The organism is Nocardiopsis terrae (assembly GCF_014651695.1).
In the GTDB taxonomy this organism is placed as follows: Bacteria; Actinomycetota; Actinomycetes; order Streptosporangiales; family Streptosporangiaceae; genus Nocardiopsis; species Nocardiopsis terrae.
In genome coordinates this window covers 93,604-112,892 of record NZ_BMXJ01000003.1, presented here as the reverse complement: position 1 = coordinate 112,892, position 19,289 = coordinate 93,604, and the positions used below count along the sequence as shown (strand labels likewise).

Below are 19,289 nucleotides of genomic sequence, written 5' to 3'. Positions count from 1 at the left end.
AGTGCCGGAGGCGGCGCGGGGCCGCCTCCGGCACTGGTCGGATCGGGTCAGAAGTCGAAGTCGTCGACGTTGTCGGCGTCGAAGACCATCGGCGGGCCGAGCACGACCTCGCCGTCGGTCTCGAAGGTGAACTCCCCCAGCTCCCCGGCGGTGAAGGTCTCACCGGCGGCACCGGTGATCTGGCCGGCCTGCAGGGCGGCCCCGGTGTACCCGGACAGGTAGCCCAGGTCGTTCGGGTTCCACAGGGCGAACTGGCCGACGGTGCCGTCGTGCACGAACTCGCGCATCTGGTTGGGGGTGCCCAGGCCGGTGACGGCGAGTTCCCCCTGGTACTCGGAGTCGCTGACGTAGCGGGCCGCCGCGGCCAGGCCGACCGTGGTCGGCGACACGACGCCGTCCAGGTCCGGGTGGGCCTGCACCAGGCCCTGCATCTCCTGGAAGGACTCCAGGTCGTCGTCGTTTCCGTAGACGGTGTCCACCAGTTCGAGGTCGGCGTAGTCGTCCTCCTGGAGGATCTCCTCCAGTTCGGCGATCCACGCGTTCTGGTTGGTGGCGTTGGGGGTGGCCGACAGGACGGCGAAGGTGCCCTCACCGCCGAGCTCGTCGCTGATCATGTCCGCGAGGGCGCGGCCGATGAGCTCGTTGGTGGACTGGTTGACGAACACGTCGGTGCAGTTGGCGTCGGAGTCGTAGCCGACGATGGCGGCACCGTTGTCCCGGGCCTCGTTGAGCGCGGGGCAGACCGCGTCCGGGTCGTTGGCGGCGATCACGATGACGTCGCTGCCGGCCTGGCTGGCGGCGTTGACGTACTCCACCTGGGAGTCGGCGGTGGCCTCGGTGCCGCCGCGTTCGGTGGCCTCGCCGCCCAGCTCCTCGACGGCCGCGAATCCGCCCTCGTTGACCAGGTCGAAGAACGGGTTGTTGAGCTGCTTGGGCAGGAAGTCGATCGCCAGGCCCTCGGGGATCTCGGCGTTCGGGTCGGCGGTACCGGTCGGCCCGGCGCCCCCGTCGTCCTGGGCGTCGTCGATGGTGGTGCCGCCGCAGGCGGCGGTGAGCAGGACCGCGGACGCCGCGGAGGCGAACCACAGCGAACGGCGGCGCAGGGGATCGGTCATGATTCTTCTCCTGAAGGGGCTGCGACCGGACGGTTCCGGTCGTCTGGGTCGGGTGCCGGTCTCGGACCGGGTGCCTTGCGGCGGGCCCGGAGGCGGGCCGCCGCGCTCGGCGCGACGACCGAGGCGATGAGGATCAGTCCGGTGACGACCTGGAGGACGTCACTGGAGATTCCGAGGAGTTGGAGCGCGTTGCGCAGGGAACCGAGCAGCAGGACGCCGGCCATGACGCCCACGACGGTGCCGACACCGCCGAAGATGGACACCCCGCCCAGCAGGACGGCGGCCACGACCTGGAGTTCCAGACCGAAGGCGGTGTCGGCCCTGGAGGTGCCGTACTGGAGGGTCCAGAGCACCCCGGCCCCGGCGGAGACCAGGCCGCTGGCGGCGAACAGCCAGAACTTGGTCCACCTGACCCGGACCCCGGCGAAGCGGGCGGCCTCGGCGTTGTTGCCGATGTCGTACAGGGACCGGCCCAGCACGGAGGCGTGCAGCAGGACGGCGAAGAGCACGGCGAGCAGGGCGATCGCCAGGACGGTCCACGGCAGGCCGGGGACGCCGGGGACGGTGTCCCGGACACCGCTGACCCAGGTCTGCGGGTAGCTGGCCACGGCGCGGTCGCCGAGCAGGACGTAGGCCAGGCCCCGGTAGAGGGCCATGGTTCCGATGGTCACCGCCAGGGAGGGCAGTCCGCACAGGGTGACCAGTACGCCGTTGAGCGCCCCCACGGCCAGACCCACCGCGAGACAGATCCACAGGGCGGTCTCGATGGGTACGCCCGCCTCCCACAGGACGCCCATGGTGGCGCTGCTCAGGGCCAGGGTGCTGGCCACGGACAGGTCGATCTCGCCGGTGATGACGATCAGGGTCATGGGCAGCGCCATCAGGGCGATGGCGGCCACGCTCAGCAGCAGGAATCCGGTGTTGCGTTCGGTGGCGAAGTTGTCGACGAACATCGCGGCGCACACCAGGGTGACCAGCAGCGCCCCGAGTACGGGCGCCTCGCGCAGCGACAGTGCGGAACGCAGGCGGGAGACGGTGCCCGCCGGGGTTCGGGTGTGGTCAGGCACCACGTGCTCCCCCTCCTCCGAGTTTGCGGGCGGTACGCAGGGCCAGCAGGCGGTCCAGGCCGATGGCGGCCAGGATCAGGGCGCCCACGACGGCCTGGTGCCAGAACTGGTTGATCTGCCAGATGGGCAGGGCCGCGGTGATGGTGGTCATCAGCACCGCGCCGACGGCGGCCCCGTAGACGGTGCCGACCCCGCCGGCGATGGCCACGCCGCCGACCACGGCGGCCGCGACCACCTGGAGCTCCATGCCGGTGCCGACGGTGGAGTCGACCGTCCCGTAGCGGGCGGCGAACAGGACGCCCGCCAGCCCGGCCAGGGCCCCGTTGACGGCGAAGGCGGTCAGTACCCGCCGGCCGGCGGGGATGCCGGACAGGCGTGCGGCGTCGGCGTTGGAACCGATCGCGTACAGTTCGCGGCCCGAACGGTAGTGGGCCAGGTACAGGCCGACCACCACCACGGTGGCGATGGCCACCGCGGCCGGCAGCGGGACGCCCAGGAGGCTGACCCGGCCCAGCGCGAGGAAGGCGGCGGGCATGTCGTGCGCGTTGACCTGGCCGCCGTCCGCCCACCAGTGGTTGATCCCGCGGAAGGCGTAGAGCGTGCCGAGGGTGACGACCAAGGCGGGGACCTGGACGGTGGTGACCAGGGCTCCGTTGAGCAGGCCGCAGACCGCTCCGATGGCGACACCGCAGAGCATGGCCACCGGCACGGGGAGCCCGGGGAAGGTGACGAAGAGGATGCCGGTGCCGAAGGCCGACAGGCCCATCACGGAGCCGACGGAGAGGTCGACGTTCCTGGTGATCAGGACCATGGCCTGGCCGACGGCGAGGACCGACAGCACGGTGGCGCCGAGGAAGAGGTCGCGCACGCCCTGTGCGGACAGGAAGCCCGGGTTGTGCAGCCAGGTGGCGGTGATCAGGACGGCGACGGCGAGCAGGACGCCGAGTTCGCGTACCTGTCGTGTGCGCTGTGCCGGTCGGCCTTTCGGCGGCGCGGCCGTGGCCGACGGGTTCTCAGGGGGGCGTTCGGGCGCCTGGGCTGGGGTGCCTGGCGGGGTCACGGGGCCTCCGGGGTGGGTGGTGGTGGGGACGGCGCGCGCATCAGGCGGCACTTCGCGGCTGTTGGCCGGTGGCGGCGTACATGACCGTTTCCTCGGTCGCCGCGTCCCGGTCGAGTTCGGCGGTGATCCGCCCCTCGTGCATGACCAGGACCCGGTCCGCCATGGCGAGGACCTCGGGGAGTTCGCTGGAGACCATGACGATGGCCAGCCCCTCCCCGGCCAGGCGGGACAGCAGGCGGTGCACCTCCGCCTTGGTCCCGACGTCGATGCCGCGGGTGGGTTCGTCGATGAACAGCAGCCGCGGTCGTGTGGACAGCCACTTGGCCAGGACGACCTTCTGCTGGTTGCCTCCGGAGAGGGTGGAGACCGGGTCGGTGGTGTCGCCGTACTTGAGCTGGAGGCGCTCACCCCATTCCCGGGCGGCGTCGCGTTCGGCCCGGGGCCGGAGCAGGCCCAGGCGGCTGAGCGGGCCGCGGCGGGTGGCGGTGGAGTTCCGTTCGATGGAGGACTCCATCACGAGCCCCTGGAGCCTGCGGTCCTCGGGGACCAGTGCCGCTCCGGCCGCCATGGCGGCCCGGGGGCGGCCGTTGGGAAGCTCCCGGCCCAGGACCCGGACCGTCCCGGTGTCGTGGCGGTCCACGCCGAAGGCGGCCCGGACGACCTCGCTGCGCCCCGCGCCCACCAGCCCGGCCAGGGCGACGATCTCCCCGGCGCGTACCGAGAAGGACACGTCGGTGAAGACGCCCCGGCGGGTCAGGCCCTCGACCTCCAGGACGGTTTCGCCGACCTGCGCCTCCTCCTTCGGGTAGAGGCTGGAGACCTCCCTGCCGACCATGCGTCGGACCACGGTGTCCACGTCCAGTTCGGGCGTGGGGTCGCAGGAGACGAAGGCGCCGTCGCGCACGACCGTGATGCGGTCGCAGAGGGCGAACACCTCGTCGAAGCGGTGGGAGATGAAGAGCAGGGCGGTGCCGGAGTCCCGTAGGGAGCGGGCGACGCGGAAGAGGCGTTCGGCCTCCACCCCGGACAGTGCGGCGGTGGGTTCGTCCATGACCAGGACGCGGGCCCGCCGGGTGAGGGCCTTGGCGATCTCCACGAGCTGTTGGTCGGCGATGGAGAGGCCGCGCGCCGGGCGGTCGGGGTCGGTCTCCACCCCAAGGCGGGCGAAGGCCTCCGCGGTCCGGCGGCGCATGAGGGCCCGGTCGATGGTGCGCAGACGGGTCCTCGGCTGGCGGCCGACGAAGATGTTCTCGGCCACCGACAGGTCGGGGAAGAGCGTGGGTTCCTGGTGGATGACCGCGATGCCCGCGCGCTGCGCGTCGGCGGGGGCCTGGAAGGCGGTCGTTTCGCCGTCGACCAGGATCTGTCCGGAGTCGGGCCGGTGCACCCCGGCGATGGTCTTGACCAGGGTGGATTTTCCCGCCCCGTTCTCTCCGACCAGGGCGTGGATCTCACCCGCCCGCAGTTCGAGGGAGAGTCCCCGGAGGGCTCGGACGCTGCCGAAGGACTTGCTCACGCCGTCGAGGGCGAGGGGCGGGGGCGCCGGGGGCTGTTGTTCTGGCACGTACGCCCTCCTTGTTTCGGGTCGATGCGGGTTCCGCCGCTTCTCAAAACGTTTTAATATGATGGGGATGCTAGGTGGGACACACCACACCGTCAAGAGGCACTCTGGTAATTTGCAGAGGTAAGGGGCTTCCCGGACCACCTGCACCGAACCGGCAACACAGGACCACAGGGCGATCCCACGGCTTGCGAGACACTCCGTTGACACGTTTCAAAACCGATGTGACGATCAACCGAGTGAGGCCCGGCCGGCGCGGTGTCCGGGCGGACCCGCACCGCCGCCGAACCGTCCGACCGACAGAGCACCGGAGACCCCGTTGTCGACAGCCCAACCCCACCCGTCAGCGAAACGCCCCGCGGGGATCACCGAGGTCGCCAGGCACGCCGGGGTCTCCCCCGGAACCGTCTCCAACGTGCTCAACCGGCCGGAGCGGGTCGCCGGCCCGACCCGGGCCAGGGTCGAGGCGGCCATCGCCGAGCTCGACTACGTGCGCAACTCCTCCGGCAGCAGCCTGCGCTCCGGACGCAGCGACGCCGTGGGCCTGCTGGTCCTCGACGTGACCAACCCCTTCTTCACCGAGGTGGCGCGCGGGATGGAGGACGAGGCAGCCGAAGCCGGGCTCGCGGTCCTGCTGCTCAACTCGGCGGAGTCGGGGACCCGGCAGCGCCGCAACCTCAGGCTGCTCGCCGAACAGCGCGCGGCGGGAGCGGTGGTCATGCCGGTCGACGACGACCTCTCCGACCTGCTGTGGCTGCACCGGCAGGGGGTGCCGTGGGTCGCCCTGGACCGGGGTGACGTCCCCGAGGACGTGGGGTGCAGCGTCAGTGTGGACAACCACGCCGGCGGCCTGGCCGCCGGGCGCCACCTCGTCGGGCTGGGCCACGAGCGGGTCACCTTCCTGACCGGGCCTCCCGCCATCGAGCAGGTGCGAAGGCGCCACGACGGCCTGCGCGACGCCTTCACCGAGTCCGACCTCGACCCCGACGGTTCGATCAGCGTGATCGAGCTCCCCCAGCTCAACCCCGAGCAGGGCGAACGGGCGGTGGACGCCGCCCTCGCGGGCGGACCCAGGCAGCGGTCGACGGCGGTCATGTGCGCCAACGACCAGCTCGCCCTGGGGTTCATGAAGGGGCTGGGCAGGCGCGGACTGCGGGTACCGGACGACATCTCGGTGATCGGCTACGACAACGTCGACGTCGCCAGCCTGGTCCACCCCGGCCTGACCACCGTCGCCCAGCCCAAGTACGAGCTGGGCCGTACGGCCATGCGCCTGCTCCGGGCGCAGCTGGACGACCCGGACCACCTGCACCAGCGCCTGCTCTTCAGCCCCGAACTGGTGCTGCGCGGTTCCACTGCCGCCCACCGGCCCTGAGGGCGGGCGGCGAGGGCTCCGCCCGTCCGTTCGGTTTGACCGGATCTTCCCGAGGGGAACGAACACCGGCGCCGACCGGCAATGGAACAGCCGTGGCCCCGACCCCTGTCCGTGCGCTTCAACGGAGACGAAAGGTCCGGACCATTGGGAGCGAGACCTTAACCGTCGGCGAGAACTCTCCGGAAACAAAACGCGGGGCAGCATCTTTCACCATTGCGTCCGACAGTCGCGGACTTTTCGGATCAGTTCCGCCATATCCGCACAGAGGGCTACCGGGGCGCGTCCTCCCGCTCGCCCGCCATCGAAGTCCCAGGACACGAAGAAGCCGGATCCCCCGGCCGCGGACCGCCCCGCGGCCGGGGTGTCCAGCCACGGGGACGTCGGGCTCCCGCCGTCACCTGATCTCCTTGCACGGCAGACCGACAGAGGTGTAACAGAATACGCTTCCCCACCGAGATGTTCGCATTGGAAATGACCCGAAGCAAGAGTTCGCCACCATCAGGAACACCACCTTCCCAATGGGAAGAAAACCCTGAAGCAAAAGGAGAACATTAGGTTATTAACACGCAAAACAAATGAGCCCCACATCCGTTGCGGCCATGGATTTCCGCACTTAAAAGAAGATCCGCATAATACTTCGTCCCGTTCCCGCCTCGGATCCGAACGGATACTCCAACGCTGCTCCGGCGGCAGCACATGAGCCTCGCCACGACCGCGGCGCCAGACTCGGCCCGCGGCTCCCGTGCACGAGCCCCGAAGGATTGGGGTCGTCACCGCGTGGAGCCACGGCAGCCCTCTGTCCCCCGCCTGGCGAGGCGGGGGACAGTCACGGGACAGGGTGGCGGTGGGGGATCAGTTCTGAGCGGTGGGGAAGAACCCGGCGTAGACGGAGGAGATCGAGTGGGCTTCGAGGACGCCCTGGTAGGCGTGGACGTCGTCGATGTCGCCGGTCCAGTGGTCGGTGTTGGAGCCGCCGTGCTGGGCGCTGCCGATCCGGAGCGGACCGTCGGCGTGCCAGGCGTGGTACACCGCCGCCCGGGAAGCCTCGGAGCCGTTGACATAGAGCACCAGCTCACCGCGGGTGTGGTCGTAGACGCCCGTCAGATGAGTCCACTCCCCGGGCTGAGCGGTCCAGGAAGAGGAGGCGTGGGTCCATCCGCTCCCCTCCGGGGTGGCCGCGTCGTCGTGGGAGGCCATCTTGAACACCCACGCACCGGTGGACCCCTCGTAGCCCAGGTAGAAGCCGCTCTGGTGCGTACCGGCCTGGCTGACGGCGGTGGTGTCGGCGCCATCACCCGTCTCGTCCAGGCGCACCCAGGCCGCGACGCTGAAGCTGCGGTCCGTGCGCAGGGCGGGACCGGGGGCCTCGATGTACTCGTCGTCCCCGTTCAGCCGCACTGCGGGGGAGAAGGTGATGTCGTTGTCAGCGAGGTTCCAAGCCGTGAGGGGATCACCGTGCAGGGTGGCTTCGAGTCCGTGGTCGGTGGCGTCGGACACGGTCGTGCCGTCCCACTCGTCGAGCATCCACCGGCCCTCGGCGGCGATCGGGCGGTTAGCCAGCCGCCACACCTCGGAGTCGGTCTCGGAGTCGGACACGGTCTCGTCCACGACGAGGCGGTCCCACACCCGAACATCGTCGATGGCGCCGGGCCAGTGGTACTCGCCCGTGCCCTGGAACAGGGCGCGTCCGATGGCGAGTGGCCCCTGGGCGTTCCACGGTTCGGGATGGGTGGCGGTGTCCTGTTCGATGCCGTCGACGTAGAGGGTGATCTCACCGGTCCGCTCGTCGTGGGTACCCAGCAGGTGGGTCCACACCCCGACGTCGGCGGAGGTGGTGGAAGCTGCCGCGGTCCACTCCCGGGGCCCGCCCCGGTGCTCGTCCTCAGGGGACATCCTGAACACCCACTGGCCGGTGTCGCCCTGGTAGCCGAGGTGGAAGGCGCTCTGCGCGGCGCCCTCCTGGGCGACGGCGACGTGGTCGGCGACGGCGCGGTCCAGCTTCACCCATGTGGAGACGGAGAAGGAACCGGAGGTGTCCACGGAGGAGTGGTCGGCGACGATCTCGCCGTCGGTACGGCCGTCGGTACGGACGGCCGTGCCCTCCAGGCGTGGGGCGGGGTTGGTGTTGGGGTTCTCGGCGCTCCCGACCCGGCCGCGTACCCACTCCACACTCTCGGACAGGTCAAGGCCCCGATCGGGGTCGATGATGTCGGCGGCGTGGTCCCCCTGCCCCTCGTCGAAGGCGAAGTAGGCAACCGGGTCACTCGGCGGAGCGACGAGGAAGGAGTAGACGAGCACGCAGGCGGAGGAACCGCCGGAGGCGTCCACGGTGCGCGCGTAGATGCGGTTGGGGCCCGCCAGGCGCGGGGTGAGGGTCACCGTGACCGAACCGCCTGGCTCGTCGGGCACAGCCTCGTGGACACAGGAGCTGTCGTTGAGGGCGTAGAAGTAGCTCTGAACGTCCTCGGACCCGTTGCTGGAGAACGTGAAGTCGCCGGGCCGGCCGGGGGAACCGTGGAACTCGTCCCCGGCCGGGTAGTCGGCTGAGGTAACCTCGGCTCCCTCTTCGGCGAGGGCGGGCGCGGGCAGGGCGGGCAGCAGGAGCAGCGGCGCCAGGAGTGCGGCGACGCGTGCCCGAGCACGGCGGGACATGGCAGGGCTCTCTGACTCAGGGTGAGGGATCACCTGGTGGAGGCCGTGCCGTCGGAACACGACCGGTGGTTGCCCTGGGACGAGAGACGAAGTTAGCAGGCGCAGGAAAACAAACGGCCAGTGATCCATCTCACCGCGCCATGCGCACATCGTTTCCGAAATGGGAAAAAACCTGCATACAGGAGTTTCGTGTCAACAATGACCACATTCGGACACATTTCTTACGTTTGACCGTCCACCACCCACCACCAGTACGAACTCGCGGAACGGTACCGGGAACACGCTGATCCCTCCTGGTCGTGCACGCCCGGACTCCCTCACCCGAGACCAGGTGGGTTCCTTCGCCACTGCGGCGTTCTCTGCCTCGGTGGCCCCCGAACGGGCCCGCTCGGGGCGTGCGTGCTCACCGCTGTTTCGGGCCCGCCGGACGGGCCTACGGGACTCCGCGGCCGTCGGCTACTACCCTGCTCCGACGGACGCAACGGACCCGAGGCAGCGGAGGCGGCCCGGCATGAACTCCCTCCACCTGGCCTACGCGGCCATCGGCACGCTCAGTGTGCTCCTGGCGCTGTTCAGCAACCGGACCCGCACCCTGCCGCTGAGCGAACCCCTCCTGGCCCTCCTGCTCGGCGTGGCTCTGGGGCCCGTCTTCCTCGACCTGGTCTCCCTGTCCGCCGCCACACGCGAGCCCCTCCTGCTGGAGGGCACCCGCCTCCTGCTGGCCGCCTCGGTCATGACCGCGGCGCTGCGCTTCCCCGTCTCCTCGCTGCGCCCGCTGATCCCCCAGTTCCTGCTGCTGTTGTGCGTGATCATGCCGCTCGCGGCCGCGGTGACCGGCGCCTCGGCCCTGCTGCTCGGCCTGCCCCTGGCGCTGGCCGCCGTGGTGGGCACCTGCCTGTGCCCCACCGACCCGGTGCTCGCCGCCTCGGTGGTCACCGGCGGCCCCGCCGAACGCGACCTGCCCGGGCGCATACGCAGACTCCTCACCGGAGAGAGCGGTGCCAACGACGGGCTCGCCCTGCCCCTGGTCGGGGTCGCGGTGGCCGTCGCCCTGCCCCTCACCGGGCCCGGCGGCACGGTCGTCCGCCTGGTGTGGGAGGTGCTGGGCGGCGTGGCCCTGGGCGTGCTCACGGGAGCCGTGGCGGGCAGGGCCATGGAGGCGGCCACCCGTGAACGGGAACTGGAAGAGGGGCCCTCCCTTCTCTTCACGCTCCTGCTCGCCGTCGCCGTCCTCGGAGCGGCACGGCTGATCGGTGTGGGCGGGGTGCTCGCCGTCTTCAGCGCGGGCCTGGCCTACAACTGGTCGGTGCGCAGGGGGGAGCGCGGCCCCCAGCAGAACATCGACGAGGCGGTCAACCGCTACCTGGCCCTGCCCGTGTTCGTGCTGCTGGGCGCGGTGCTGCCCTGGCGGGAGTGGATCGGGTTCGGGCCGGCCGCGCTCGCCTTCGTGCTCGCCGTCCTCCTGCTGCGCCGTCTTCCGCTGATCATGCTCGCCTGGCGGCCCCTGGGGCTGCGTCCGCGCGGATCCGCCTTCCTGGGGTGGTTCGGCCCGATGGGTGTCAGCGCGCTCTTCTACGCGGCGCACGCGGCCCATCAGGGCGTGCACGATCCGCGGCTGTTCGCCGCCGTCAGCCTGGCCGTGACCGCCAGCGTGGTCGCGCACGGCGTCACCTCGTCGCCCTTCCGTTCGCTGTACGCGCGCTACGCGGGCACCCCCGCGGCCGGCTCCTGACCGGTGGCCGAAGGTTCACCCGGCCGCACGGGGCGACCGGGCGAGCCTTCGGCCGGGGGTGTGCTCACTCCGGCCAGAGGAAGCGCTGAGCCCTCTCCCAGGGGGCGCTTGCCGCCTCCGGACGGTAGGTACGGGTCTCGAAGGAGTCGGCCACGATCCGTCGCAGGTCCGACAACTCCCCCTCCACCGCGCCGACCGCGCGGGCCTGCACCAGCAGGTTGCCCACGGCGGTGCCCTCGGCCGGGCCCGCCACCACCGGCAGCCCGGTGGCTTCGGCGGTGAGCCGGCACAGCAGCGTGTTGCGCGAACCTCCGCCGACCACGTGCACCGCCTCGACGTCCTTACCGGACAGCTCGGCGGCCTGATGCACCGCCCTGCGGTAGGCCAGGGCCAGGGAGTCGATGACGCACCGGGCCAGCTCGGCCTCCCCCTCGGGCGGGCGCTGCCCGGTCTCGGCGGCGTAGGCGGCGATCCGGGCGGGCATGTCACCCGGCGGCAGGAACCGGGGGTCGTCCACGTCGACCACGCAGGCGAGCGCGGGCACGCGGGCGGCCCGCTCCAGCAGGTCGGCCAGGTCCACGTCACGGCCCTGTTCGCGCCAGGTGCGCAGGGACTCCTGCAGCACCCACAGCCCCATGACGTTGCGCAGGTAGCGGACGGTGCCGTCCACACCGAGTTCGTTGGTGAAGTTGGCGGCCCGACTCTCCTCGGTGCGCACCGGGGCGTCCAGCTCCACCCCCACCAGCGACCACGTTCCGCTCGAGACGTAGGCGAAGTTCGGTGTGGCGGCCGGAACGGCGACCACCGCCGAGGCGGTGTCGTGCGAGCCGACCGCGACCAGCGGCGCCCCCGCGGCGGCCCCCACCGACTCGCGTGCCTCCAGCCGTCCCACGACCGCGCCCGGCTCGACCAGGCGGGACAGCAGACCGCGTACCGGCACCCCGAAGGGCCCTTCCAGCACCTCCAGGCACTCCTGGGCCCAGTCACGGGTGCGCGCGTCCACCAGCCCGGTGGTGGAGGCGTTGGTGAGCTCCCACACCCGCTCCCCGGTCAGCCAGTACCCCAGCAGGTCCGGGACGAGCAGCGCGCCGCGGGCGAGCGGTGCCAGTCGGGGGTCGTCGGCCGCGGCGGCCAGTTGGAACACCGTGTTGAACTGTTGGACCTGGAGCCCGTTGACCGCGTACATGCGGTCGGCGGGCAGGTGCTCGAACACCTTCTCCGGGACGCCCGTGGTGCGGGCGTCCCGGTAGTGCACCGGGTTGCCGAGCAGCGCCCCGTCGGCGTCGAGCAGTCCGTAGTCCACGGCCCAGGAGTCGATGCCCACCGAGGCCAGGCCCCCGTGGGGCGCGGCCGCCGCGCGCAGCCCCTCCAGGGCTCCCCGGTACAGGGACAGGACGTCCCAGTACAGGGTGTCGCCGCCACGGCGCGGAACGGCCACCGGGGTGTTGGCGAACCGGGCGACCTCCTCCGTGCGCAGGACGCCGTCGAGGAGGTGACCGGTGATCACCCGGCCGCTGGAGGCCCCCAGGTCGATCGCGGCGTGCACCGCCGCATCCCTCTTCTCGGGCACGGCGCTCACCGCAGGAACGCGGCGGCCACGCCGCTGTCCACGGGCACGTGCAGTCCGGTGGTGTGCGACAGCTCCCCCGCGGTCAGCGCGAACACGGCGTTGGCCACGTGTTCGGGCAGCACCTCGCGCCCCAGGAGGGTGCGCTTGGCGTAGAACGCGCCCAGCTCCTCCTCCTTGACCCCGTAGACCTCGGCGCGCTGGGCGCCCCAGCCGCCGGCGAAGATGCCCGAGCCCCGGACGACGCCGTCGGGGTTGACGCCGTTGACGCGGATGCCGTGCTCGCCGAGTTCGGCGGCGAGCAGGCGCACCTGGTGGGCCTGGTCGGCCTTGACCGCGGAGTAGGCGATGTTCTTGGGGCCGGCGAACACGGCGTTCTTCGAGGCGATGTAGACGATGTCGCCGCCCATGTCCTGGCGGGTCATCATCCGGGCGCTCTCCCGGGAGACCAGGAACGACCCCTTGGCCATGACGTCGTGCTGCAGGTCCCAGTCGCGTTCGGTGGTCTCCAGCAGGGGCTTGGAGATGGACAGCCCGGCGTTGTTGACCACCAGGTCCACGCCGCCGAAGGCCAGGGCGGCCTCGCCCAGGGCCCGGGCGACCGCCTGGCCGTCGCTGACGTCGCAGGCCACGCCCACGGCGACGTCGGCGTTGCCGAGTTCGGCCGCGGCCTCGGCGGCCTTGTCCGCGTCGAGGTCGGACACGACCACGCAGGCGCCCTCGGCGGCCAGGCGGGTGGCGATGGCCTTGCCGATGCCGCTCGCGGCGCCCGTGACGAAGGCGATCCGGCCGGCCAGGGGCTTGGGCTTGGGCATCCGCTTGAGCTTGGCCTCCTCCAGGGACCAGTACTCGATGCGGAACTTCTCCGACTCCTCGATGGGCCGGTAGGTGGAGACGCTCTCGGCGCCGCGCATCACGTTGATGGCGTTGACGTAGAACTCGCCGGCCACGCGCGCGGTCTTGGCGTCCTTGCCGAAGGAGAACATGCCCACGCCGGGGACCAGGACGATCGCCGGGTCGGCGCCGCGCATGGCGGGGCTGTCGGGGCCCGCGTGGCGCTCGTAGTAGGCGCGGTAGTCGGTCCGGTACTCCTGGTGCAGTTCGCGCAGCCGTTCCACCACCCGCTCCAGCGGGGCGTCGGCGGGCAGGTCGAGCACCATGGGACGGACCTTGGTGCGCAGGAAGTGGTCGGGGCAGGAGGTGCCCAGCGCGGCCAGGCGGGGGTGCTCGGCGGCGGCGAGGAAGTCCAGGACCGCGTCGCTGTCGGTGAAGTGACCGATCTGCGGGTGGTCGGTGGAGGCCAGTCCGCGGATGACGGGGGCCAGGGCGGCCGCGCGTTCGCGGCGCTCGGCCTCGGGCAGGGCCCCGTAGCCCTCCAGGGCGGGGCCGAAGGGCTCGGGACGGCCCTTCTCCTCCAGACTGCGCTGTTCAATGAAGTGTTCGGCGGTGCGGATGATCTCCAGCGAGTTGGCCTGGCACTGCTCGCTGGTTTCGGCCCAGGCGGTGATGCCGTGGCCGCCCAGCACCGCGCCGATGGCGTCCGGGTTCTCCTCGGCGATCGCGGCGATGTCCAGGCCGAGCTGGAAGCCGGGGCGGCGCCAGGGCACCCACACCACGCGGTCGCCGAAGCACTCGTGGGTGAGGCGTTCGCCGTCGGCGGCCGTGGCGAGGGCGATACCGGAGTCGGGGTGCAGGTGGTCCACGTGCGCGGCGCGCACCAGCCCGTGCATGGCGGTGTCGATGGAGGGTGCGGCGCCGCCCTTGCCGAAGAGGCAGTGGTCGAAGGCGGCGACCATCTCGTCCTCGCGCTCCTCGCCCGGGTAGACGTCGACGAGGGCGCGCAGCCGGTCCAGGCGCAGGACGGCGAGGCCGTCCTCGGTGAGGGTGCCCAGGTCGCCGCCGGAGCCCTTGACCCACAGCAGGTCGACGGGCTTCCCGGTGACCGGGTCGGTGGCGGTTCCGGCGGCGGAGGTGTTGCCCCCCGCGAAGTTGGTGTTGCGCGGGTCGGAACCGAGGGTGTTGCTGCGTGCGACGAGCTGGGTGGCGACGGGGTCGGACACGTGATCTCCCTGTGGGGTGCGGGTGCGGGGTCGTGCGGCCGGTTCGGGCTCGGGTGTCACGCGCCCCACCCGGCCTGGGTGCCGCCCTTGCGTTCGGCGACGACGCGCTCCAGGTAGCCGGAACGGGCGTGCGCCGCCATGGGGTCGGGGTCGAGCCCCTGCTCCTCGCGGAGTCCGGCCAGCATGGGGCGCACGTCGGTGTTGTAGGCGTCCATCAGGACGGCGTTGGCGCCGAGCACGTCGCCCGCCCGCTGGGCCGCGTCGAGGGCTTCGGCATCCACGAGCAGGGCCTTGGCGGTGGCTTCCTGGACGTTCATGACCGAGCGGATCTGACCGGCGATCTTCGGCTCGATGTTGTGGCACTGGTCGAGCATGAACGCGACCCCGGTGTCGGTGGCCAGGCCCCCGCCGCGTGCCACCTCGTACATGATGCGGAAGAGCTGGAAGGGGTCGGCCGCGCCGACCATGAGGTCGTCGTCGGCGTAGAAGCGGGAGTTGAAGTCGAAGGCCCCGAGCTTCCCGGCGCGCAGCAGGAACGCGACGATGAACTCGATGTTGGTGTGCGCGGCGTGGTGCCCGGTGTCCACGCAGACGACAGCCCGTTCACCGAGTTCGAGGCAGTGGGCGTAGGCGGTGCCCCAGTCGGGGACGTCGGTGGCGTAGAAGGCGGGCTCGAAGAGCTTGTACTCCAGCAGGATCCGCTGGTGCTCGCCCAGGCGGGCGTAGACCTCGCGGAGCGCCTCGGCCAGCCGGTCCTGCCGGGCCCGCAGGTCGTCCTGCCCGGGGTAGTTGGTGCCGTCGGAGAACCAGAGCTTGAGGTCGCGCGAGCCGGTGGCGTCCATGACGTCGACGCAGGCCAGCAGGTGGTCGATGGCCTTGCGGCGCACCCGGGGTTCGGGGTTGGTGACGCTGCCGAGCTTGTAGTCGTCGTCCTGGAAGACGTTGGAGTTGATGGTCCCGACGCCGATCCCGAGGTCACGGGCGTGCGCGGCCAGGGCCCCGTAGTCGTCCACCCGGTCCCAGGGGATGTGCAGCGCGACCGTGGGGGCGACGCCGGTGAGGCGGTGGACCTCGGCGGCGTCGGCGATCTTCTCCCAGGGGTCGCGCGGGACCCCCGGCTGGCCGAACACCTTGAACCGGGTCCCGGAGTTCCCGAAGGCCCAGGAGGGCAGTTCGATGTGCTGGCGCCGCAGGGTGTCCAGAGCGTCGGCGCTGAGGCCTGCATGCGATGCAACCACGGTGGGTCTCCGTTCGGTTCGACGACTCTGATCCAGCCGATTGAATCGTTTCATTCCAAGCGCCACGAAATTACCCCCAGGCCACCAAGGAAGTCAATGCACATCGGGCGATCATTGCGTCTACCAGGGATAATGTGCTTGAATCGTTTTACAAGCGCGGCGACAGGACCCCGGAAGAGGAGACGGCACGGACTCGGCCGCCCACCTGCGCCACCGACCGCCCCGGGCCCGGGGCGGAACCGCCGGGCCCGGCGGCGCGGGTGGGCTCACACCTGTGATGCAGGCCGGATCACACGGGCGGGCAGTCGGCCCCGTCACCGCACGGGGCCGCCACCGGTCCGGCCACGGCGTCCCGGTGTCGTTCCAGCAGGACGGTGTCGCGCCAGCGGCCGTGCTGCCTGGCGATGCGCTCGCGCACGCCCACGGTGCGGTAACCCGCCTGGTGGTGCAGGGCCAGCGCGGCGCGGTTCTCCGGGAAGACCGAGGCCTGCAGGGTCCACAGCCCGCCGGCGTCGGCCTCGGTGACCTGCCGGTACAGCAGGGCCTTGCCCACACCGCGTCCGCGTGCGCGCTCGGCGACGAAGACGGAGGTCTCTGCGACCCCCGCGTACGCCTCACTGTCGGAGACGGGGGCCGCGGCGGACCAGCCGACCACCTCTCCCCCGGCTTCGGCGACCCAGCAGTGCCCCGGGAGCCACCTGTGCCTGAGGGCCTCATCGTCGGGGACCCGGGACTCGAAGATGGCGTCACCGGCGGCGATGCCCTGGGCGTGGATCTCGCGCACCGCGTCCAGGTCGGCGTCGGCCATGGGCCGGGTGGTGACGTCCTCGGGCAGGTCGGTGGGGCAGCAGGGACGGGTGTTGAGGACGCCCATGACGGCGTCGGCGGCGTGCGGCAGGCCGGTGCAGCAGGCGGGGTTGACCGCCACCCGGGTCGAGGTCCCGGCCCTCGTGAGGGTCACGAAGCCGACCTCGGCGAGTTTTCGCAGGTGGTGGGAGACCGTGGGCTGCCTGATCCCCACCGTCTCGGCGAGCGCCCCCACGCTGACGGAGCCCGGGGTGGTGGCGATGACGTGCAGCAGCCGCACACGGGTGGGTTCGGCCAGGCAGGCGAACCAGGCCGCGTAGGTCTCGGCGTCCGCCTGGGGCAGCGGTCCGGCGTCGTGTTCGGGCGGTGTGGTCATACCTCCATTATCGACGACAATCTATGCTTGCGTCCATAGACGCCCATCGATAGAGTCCTTCTTCATAGACATTGGTCGATCAAGGAGTGGGACATGACCGAGAAGAACCCCGTCGTGGTGATCGGTGCGGGCCCGGTGGGCCTGGCCGCGGCAGCGGAGCTCACCGAACGCGGACTGCCCGTCCTGGTCCTGGAGAAGGGCGACGGGGCCGGAGCCGCGGTGACCGAATGGGGGCACGTGCGCCTGTTCTCGATGTGGCGCGACCTGGTGGACCCGGCCGCGGAGAGGCTGCTCGCCGCCGCCGGTTGGCAGCGCCCCGACGACACCGGCTACCCCACCGGCCGGGAGTGGGTGGAGTTCTACCTGAATCCGCTGGCCCGGGCCCTCGGGGAGCGGGTGCGCCTGGGCACCGAGGTGGTGGGCGTCAGCCGCCTGGGCCGGGACCGGGTGGTCGACGCCGAGCGCGCCGAACAGCCCTTCGTCGTCCGGGTGCGCACCGCAGCCGGGCAGGAGCGCCTCCGGGCCCGCGCGGTCGTCGACGCCTCGGGCACCTGGGGCTCCCCCAACCCGGTCGGCGGCGACGGACTGCCCGCCCTGGGCGAGCCCGAGGCGGCCGGGTACCTCTCGCACCGCGTCCCCGACCTCACCGACCCGGACACCCGGAAGCGGTACGCGGGGCGCCGCACCGCCGTGGTCGGCCGCGGGCACTCGGCCCTGACCGCCCTGGTCTCCCTGGCGGAGCTGGCCGAGCAGGAGCCCGGGGCCCGGATCGTGTGGGTGCTCCGCCGCGACCGGGTGGGGGACGCCTTCGGCGGCGGGGACGACGACCAGCTCGCCCGGCGCGGGGCCCTGGGGACGCGGGCCCGGGCCGCGGTGGAGGCCGGGCACGTCGAGGTGGTCACCGGGTTCCGCACCGCAGAACTGCGTTCGGCGCGGGGCGGCCTGGTCCTGGTCGACGAGGACGGCCGCGCCCTGGAGCCGGTGGACGAGGCGGTGGCGCTGACCGGGTTCCGCCCCGACCTGTCCTTCCTCTCCGAGGTCCGCCTGGGGCTGGACCCCGTACTGCAGGCCCCGGTGGCGCTGGCTCCGCTGATCGACCCCAACGTGCACTCCTGCGGCACCGTCTACCCGCACGGCGCGGCCGAACTGGCCCATCCCGAGGAGGGGTTCTTCCTGGCCGGGATGAAGTCCTACGGGCGCGCGCCCACGTTCCTGGCCCTGACCGGGTTCGAGCAGGTGCGCAGCATCGCCGCCCACCTGGCCGGTGACCACGGGGCGGCGGCCCGGGTCGAGCTGACCCTGCCCGAGACCGGGGTGTGCGGCGGAGCCGGGCTGGCCGAGGAGCCCGAGGCCGCCGAGGACGTCGGCGGCTGCTGCGGACCCGGCGCGCAGGAGGTCGAGTTGACCGGGGCGGCCCCGCTCCGGTGAGGCCGCTGGGCGACCGCGTGCTCGGGCGTGCCCCGGCCGCGCAGGCGGCCGGGGCGCGCCGGGGGCTGGCAATCCTGTGCGTCACCGTCACCACCAGCTACGGGGTGCTGTTCTATGCCTTCCCCGTGTTGGCCCCGGCGGTCACCTCCGACACCGGTTGGTCCCTGGCCGCCCTCACCGCGGTGTTCTCCGCGGCACAGGTGGTGGCGGGGCTGGCAGGTGCCCTGGTGGGGAGATGGTTGCAGGGCCGCGGTCCCCGACCGGTGATGACGGCGGCGGCTGTGCTCGCCGTACCGGCCACGCTGGGGATCGCCTCCGCCCAGAGCCTGTGGGCCTTCACCCTGGCATGGCTGGTGGCCGGCGCGGCGATGGCCGGGCTGTTCTACCCGCCGGCCTTCGCCGCCCTGACGCACTGGTTCGCGGCCGGTCGGGTACGCGCCCTGACCGTGCTGACCCTGGTTGCGGGGTTGGCCAGTACAATCTTCGCTCCCCTGACAGCGGCCCTGGAGGGACTGTGGGGGTGGCGGGGCGCCTATCTGGTGCTGGCCCTCGTACTGCTCGTCGTGGTGGTCCCGTTGCACTGCTCCCTACCCCGGGGGTGGTCACGGACCGCCGACGAGCACCCCGACGAGAAGGGGGCGCCGGTACGTGCGGTGGTGCGCAGCCGGGCGTTCTGGGCCCTGACCGCGTCCCTGGCCCTGGGGTCGCTGACGGTGTACGCCGTGGTGGTCAACCTCGTGCCGCTCCTGGAGGTACGCGGGTTCGACACCACCGCGGCGGCCTGGGCGCTGGGGCTGGGCGGCCTCGGCCAGGTGCTCGGGCGGGTGGTCTACGCGCCGCTGGACCGGTGGAGCCGCCCCGTAGCCCGAACAGTGGCCGTGCTCGGTGCGTGTGCCGCGACGACACTGCTGCTGGCACTGGTCCCCGGCCCCTGGTCCCTGCTGATGCTGGTGGCGCTGCTGGCCGGGACGGCCCGCGGCATCCTCACCCTGGTCCAGGCCACCGCGGTGACCGACCGTTGGGGCGCCGGGAACTACGCCGCCATCAGCGGCCTCATGCACACCCCGCTCATGCTCGCGATCGCCCTGGCCCCCTGGGCGGGTGCGGCGCTCGCCGGACCGCTGGGCGGCCACCCGCAGGCGTTCGCCCTGTTGGGGATGGTCGCGACCGCCGGAGCCGCCATCGCACTGGCCAGTCGGCCCCGGCCCCTCCCAACGCCCTGAACCGGCACCACAGCCGTACACCGACCCC

At 71.9% G+C, this 19,289-nt stretch carries 13 protein-coding genes; 4 read left to right on the top strand and 9 right to left on the bottom strand.

The window, feature by feature from the left end:
• Positions 1-47: 47 nt before the first annotated feature.
• Genes IE195_RS08340 through IE195_RS08325 form a run of 4 tightly spaced genes read right to left on the bottom strand, consistent with a single transcriptional unit; the run spans position 48 to position 4,758 of the window.
• Positions 48-1,115 (bottom strand): rhamnose ABC transporter substrate-binding protein, encoded by a 1,068-nt coding sequence (locus IE195_RS08340; protein ID WP_191269281.1) that lies wholly within the window; start codon positions 1,113-1,115, stop codon positions 48-50.
• Complete coding sequence (locus IE195_RS08335) at positions 1,112-2,182, bottom strand: ABC transporter permease (RefSeq protein ID WP_229826137.1); 1,071 nt, start codon at positions 2,180-2,182, stop codon at positions 1,112-1,114. The genes IE195_RS08340 and IE195_RS08335 overlap by 4 nt, the downstream gene beginning before the upstream one ends.
• Positions 2,175-3,242 carry an ABC transporter permease gene (locus IE195_RS08330; RefSeq protein ID WP_191269278.1) on the bottom strand — a complete coding sequence of 356 codons (1,068 nt, stop codon included), beginning with the start codon at positions 3,240-3,242 and terminating at the stop codon, positions 2,175-2,177. Before IE195_RS08330 ends, IE195_RS08335 begins: the two co-directional genes overlap by 8 nt.
• A 40-nt stretch (positions 3,243-3,282) precedes the next feature.
• Complete coding sequence (locus IE195_RS08325) at positions 3,283-4,758, bottom strand: sugar ABC transporter ATP-binding protein (RefSeq protein WP_191270441.1); 1,476 nt, start codon at positions 4,756-4,758, stop codon at positions 3,283-3,285.
• A 364-nt stretch (positions 4,759-5,122) separates the two neighbouring features.
• Here IE195_RS08325 and IE195_RS08320 point away from each other — a divergent pair, with 364 nt between their 5' ends.
• The gene (locus tag IE195_RS08320) at positions 5,123-6,178 is read left to right on the top strand and encodes a LacI family DNA-binding transcriptional regulator (RefSeq protein ID WP_191269276.1); all 1,056 of its coding nucleotides are present in this window, start codon (positions 5,123-5,125) and stop codon (positions 6,176-6,178) included.
• 852 nt (positions 6,179-7,030) lie between these two features.
• Here the strand turns inward: IE195_RS08320 and IE195_RS08315 are convergent.
• A complete protein-coding gene (locus IE195_RS08315) occupies positions 7,031-8,830 on the bottom strand; it encodes a LamG domain-containing protein (RefSeq protein ID WP_191269274.1) in 1,800 nt (599 codons plus the stop codon).
• A gap of 511 nt (positions 8,831-9,341) precedes the next feature.
• On the opposite strand from IE195_RS08315, the gene IE195_RS08310 reads away from it, so the two are divergent.
• Positions 9,342-10,562, top strand: coding sequence for a cation:proton antiporter domain-containing protein (locus tag IE195_RS08310; RefSeq protein ID WP_191269272.1), 1,221 nt, complete (start codon positions 9,342-9,344; stop codon positions 10,560-10,562).
• Positions 10,563-10,626: 64 nt separating this feature from the next.
• On the opposite strand, the gene IE195_RS08305 is transcribed toward IE195_RS08310, so the two are convergent.
• From IE195_RS08305 to IE195_RS08290, 4 genes are all read right to left on the bottom strand, one after another.
• A complete protein-coding gene (locus tag IE195_RS08305) occupies positions 10,627-12,141 on the bottom strand; it encodes a rhamnulokinase (RefSeq protein ID WP_191269270.1) in 1,515 nt (504 codons plus the stop codon).
• The gene (locus IE195_RS08300; RefSeq protein ID WP_191269268.1) at positions 12,138-14,189 is read right to left on the bottom strand and encodes a bifunctional aldolase/short-chain dehydrogenase; all 2,052 of its coding nucleotides are present in this window, start codon (positions 14,187-14,189) and stop codon (positions 12,138-12,140) included. The genes IE195_RS08305 and IE195_RS08300 overlap by 4 nt, the downstream gene beginning before the upstream one ends.
• Positions 14,190-14,245: 56 nt before the next feature.
• Positions 14,246-15,481 carry an L-rhamnose isomerase gene (gene rhaI / locus IE195_RS08295; RefSeq protein ID WP_373295642.1) on the bottom strand — a complete coding sequence of 412 codons (1,236 nt, stop codon included), beginning with the start codon at positions 15,479-15,481 and terminating at the stop codon, positions 14,246-14,248.
• 235 nt (positions 15,482-15,716) lie between these two features.
• On the bottom strand, positions 15,717-16,610 hold the full coding sequence (locus IE195_RS08290) for a helix-turn-helix domain-containing GNAT family N-acetyltransferase (RefSeq protein ID WP_191269264.1): 894 nt from the start codon (positions 16,608-16,610) through the stop codon (positions 15,717-15,719).
• Positions 16,611-16,703: 93 nt separating this feature from the next.
• Here IE195_RS08290 and IE195_RS08285 point away from each other — a divergent pair, with 93 nt between their 5' ends.
• The gene (locus tag IE195_RS08285; RefSeq protein WP_191269262.1) at positions 16,704-18,038 is read left to right on the top strand and encodes an FAD-dependent oxidoreductase; all 1,335 of its coding nucleotides are present in this window, start codon (positions 16,704-16,706) and stop codon (positions 18,036-18,038) included.
• Positions 18,039-18,055: 17 nt separating this feature from the next.
• Positions 18,056-19,261, top strand: coding sequence for an MFS transporter (locus IE195_RS08280; protein ID WP_229826135.1), 1,206 nt, complete (start codon positions 18,056-18,058; stop codon positions 19,259-19,261).
• The last annotated feature ends 28 nt before the right edge of the window (positions 19,262-19,289 follow it).

Coding starts and splice junctions, on each gene's coding strand:
- IE195_RS08315 (WP_191269274.1), bottom strand. CDS start 8,830: ATGTCCCGCCGTGCTCGGGCACGCGTCGCCGCACTCCTGGCGCCGCTG.
- IE195_RS08285 (WP_191269262.1), top strand. CDS start 16,704: ATGACCGAGAAGAACCCCGTCGTGGTGATCGGTGCGGGCCCGGTGGGC.
- IE195_RS08310 (WP_191269272.1), top strand. CDS start 9,342: ATGAACTCCCTCCACCTGGCCTACGCGGCCATCGGCACGCTCAGTGTG.
- IE195_RS08290 (WP_191269264.1), bottom strand. CDS start 16,610: ATGACCACACCGCCCGAACACGACGCCGGACCGCTGCCCCAGGCGGAC.
- IE195_RS08340 (WP_191269281.1), bottom strand. CDS start 1,115: ATGACCGATCCCCTGCGCCGCCGTTCGCTGTGGTTCGCCTCCGCGGCG.
- rhaI (WP_373295642.1), bottom strand. CDS start 15,481: ATGAAACGATTCAATCGGCTGGATCAGAGTCGTCGAACCGAACGGAGA.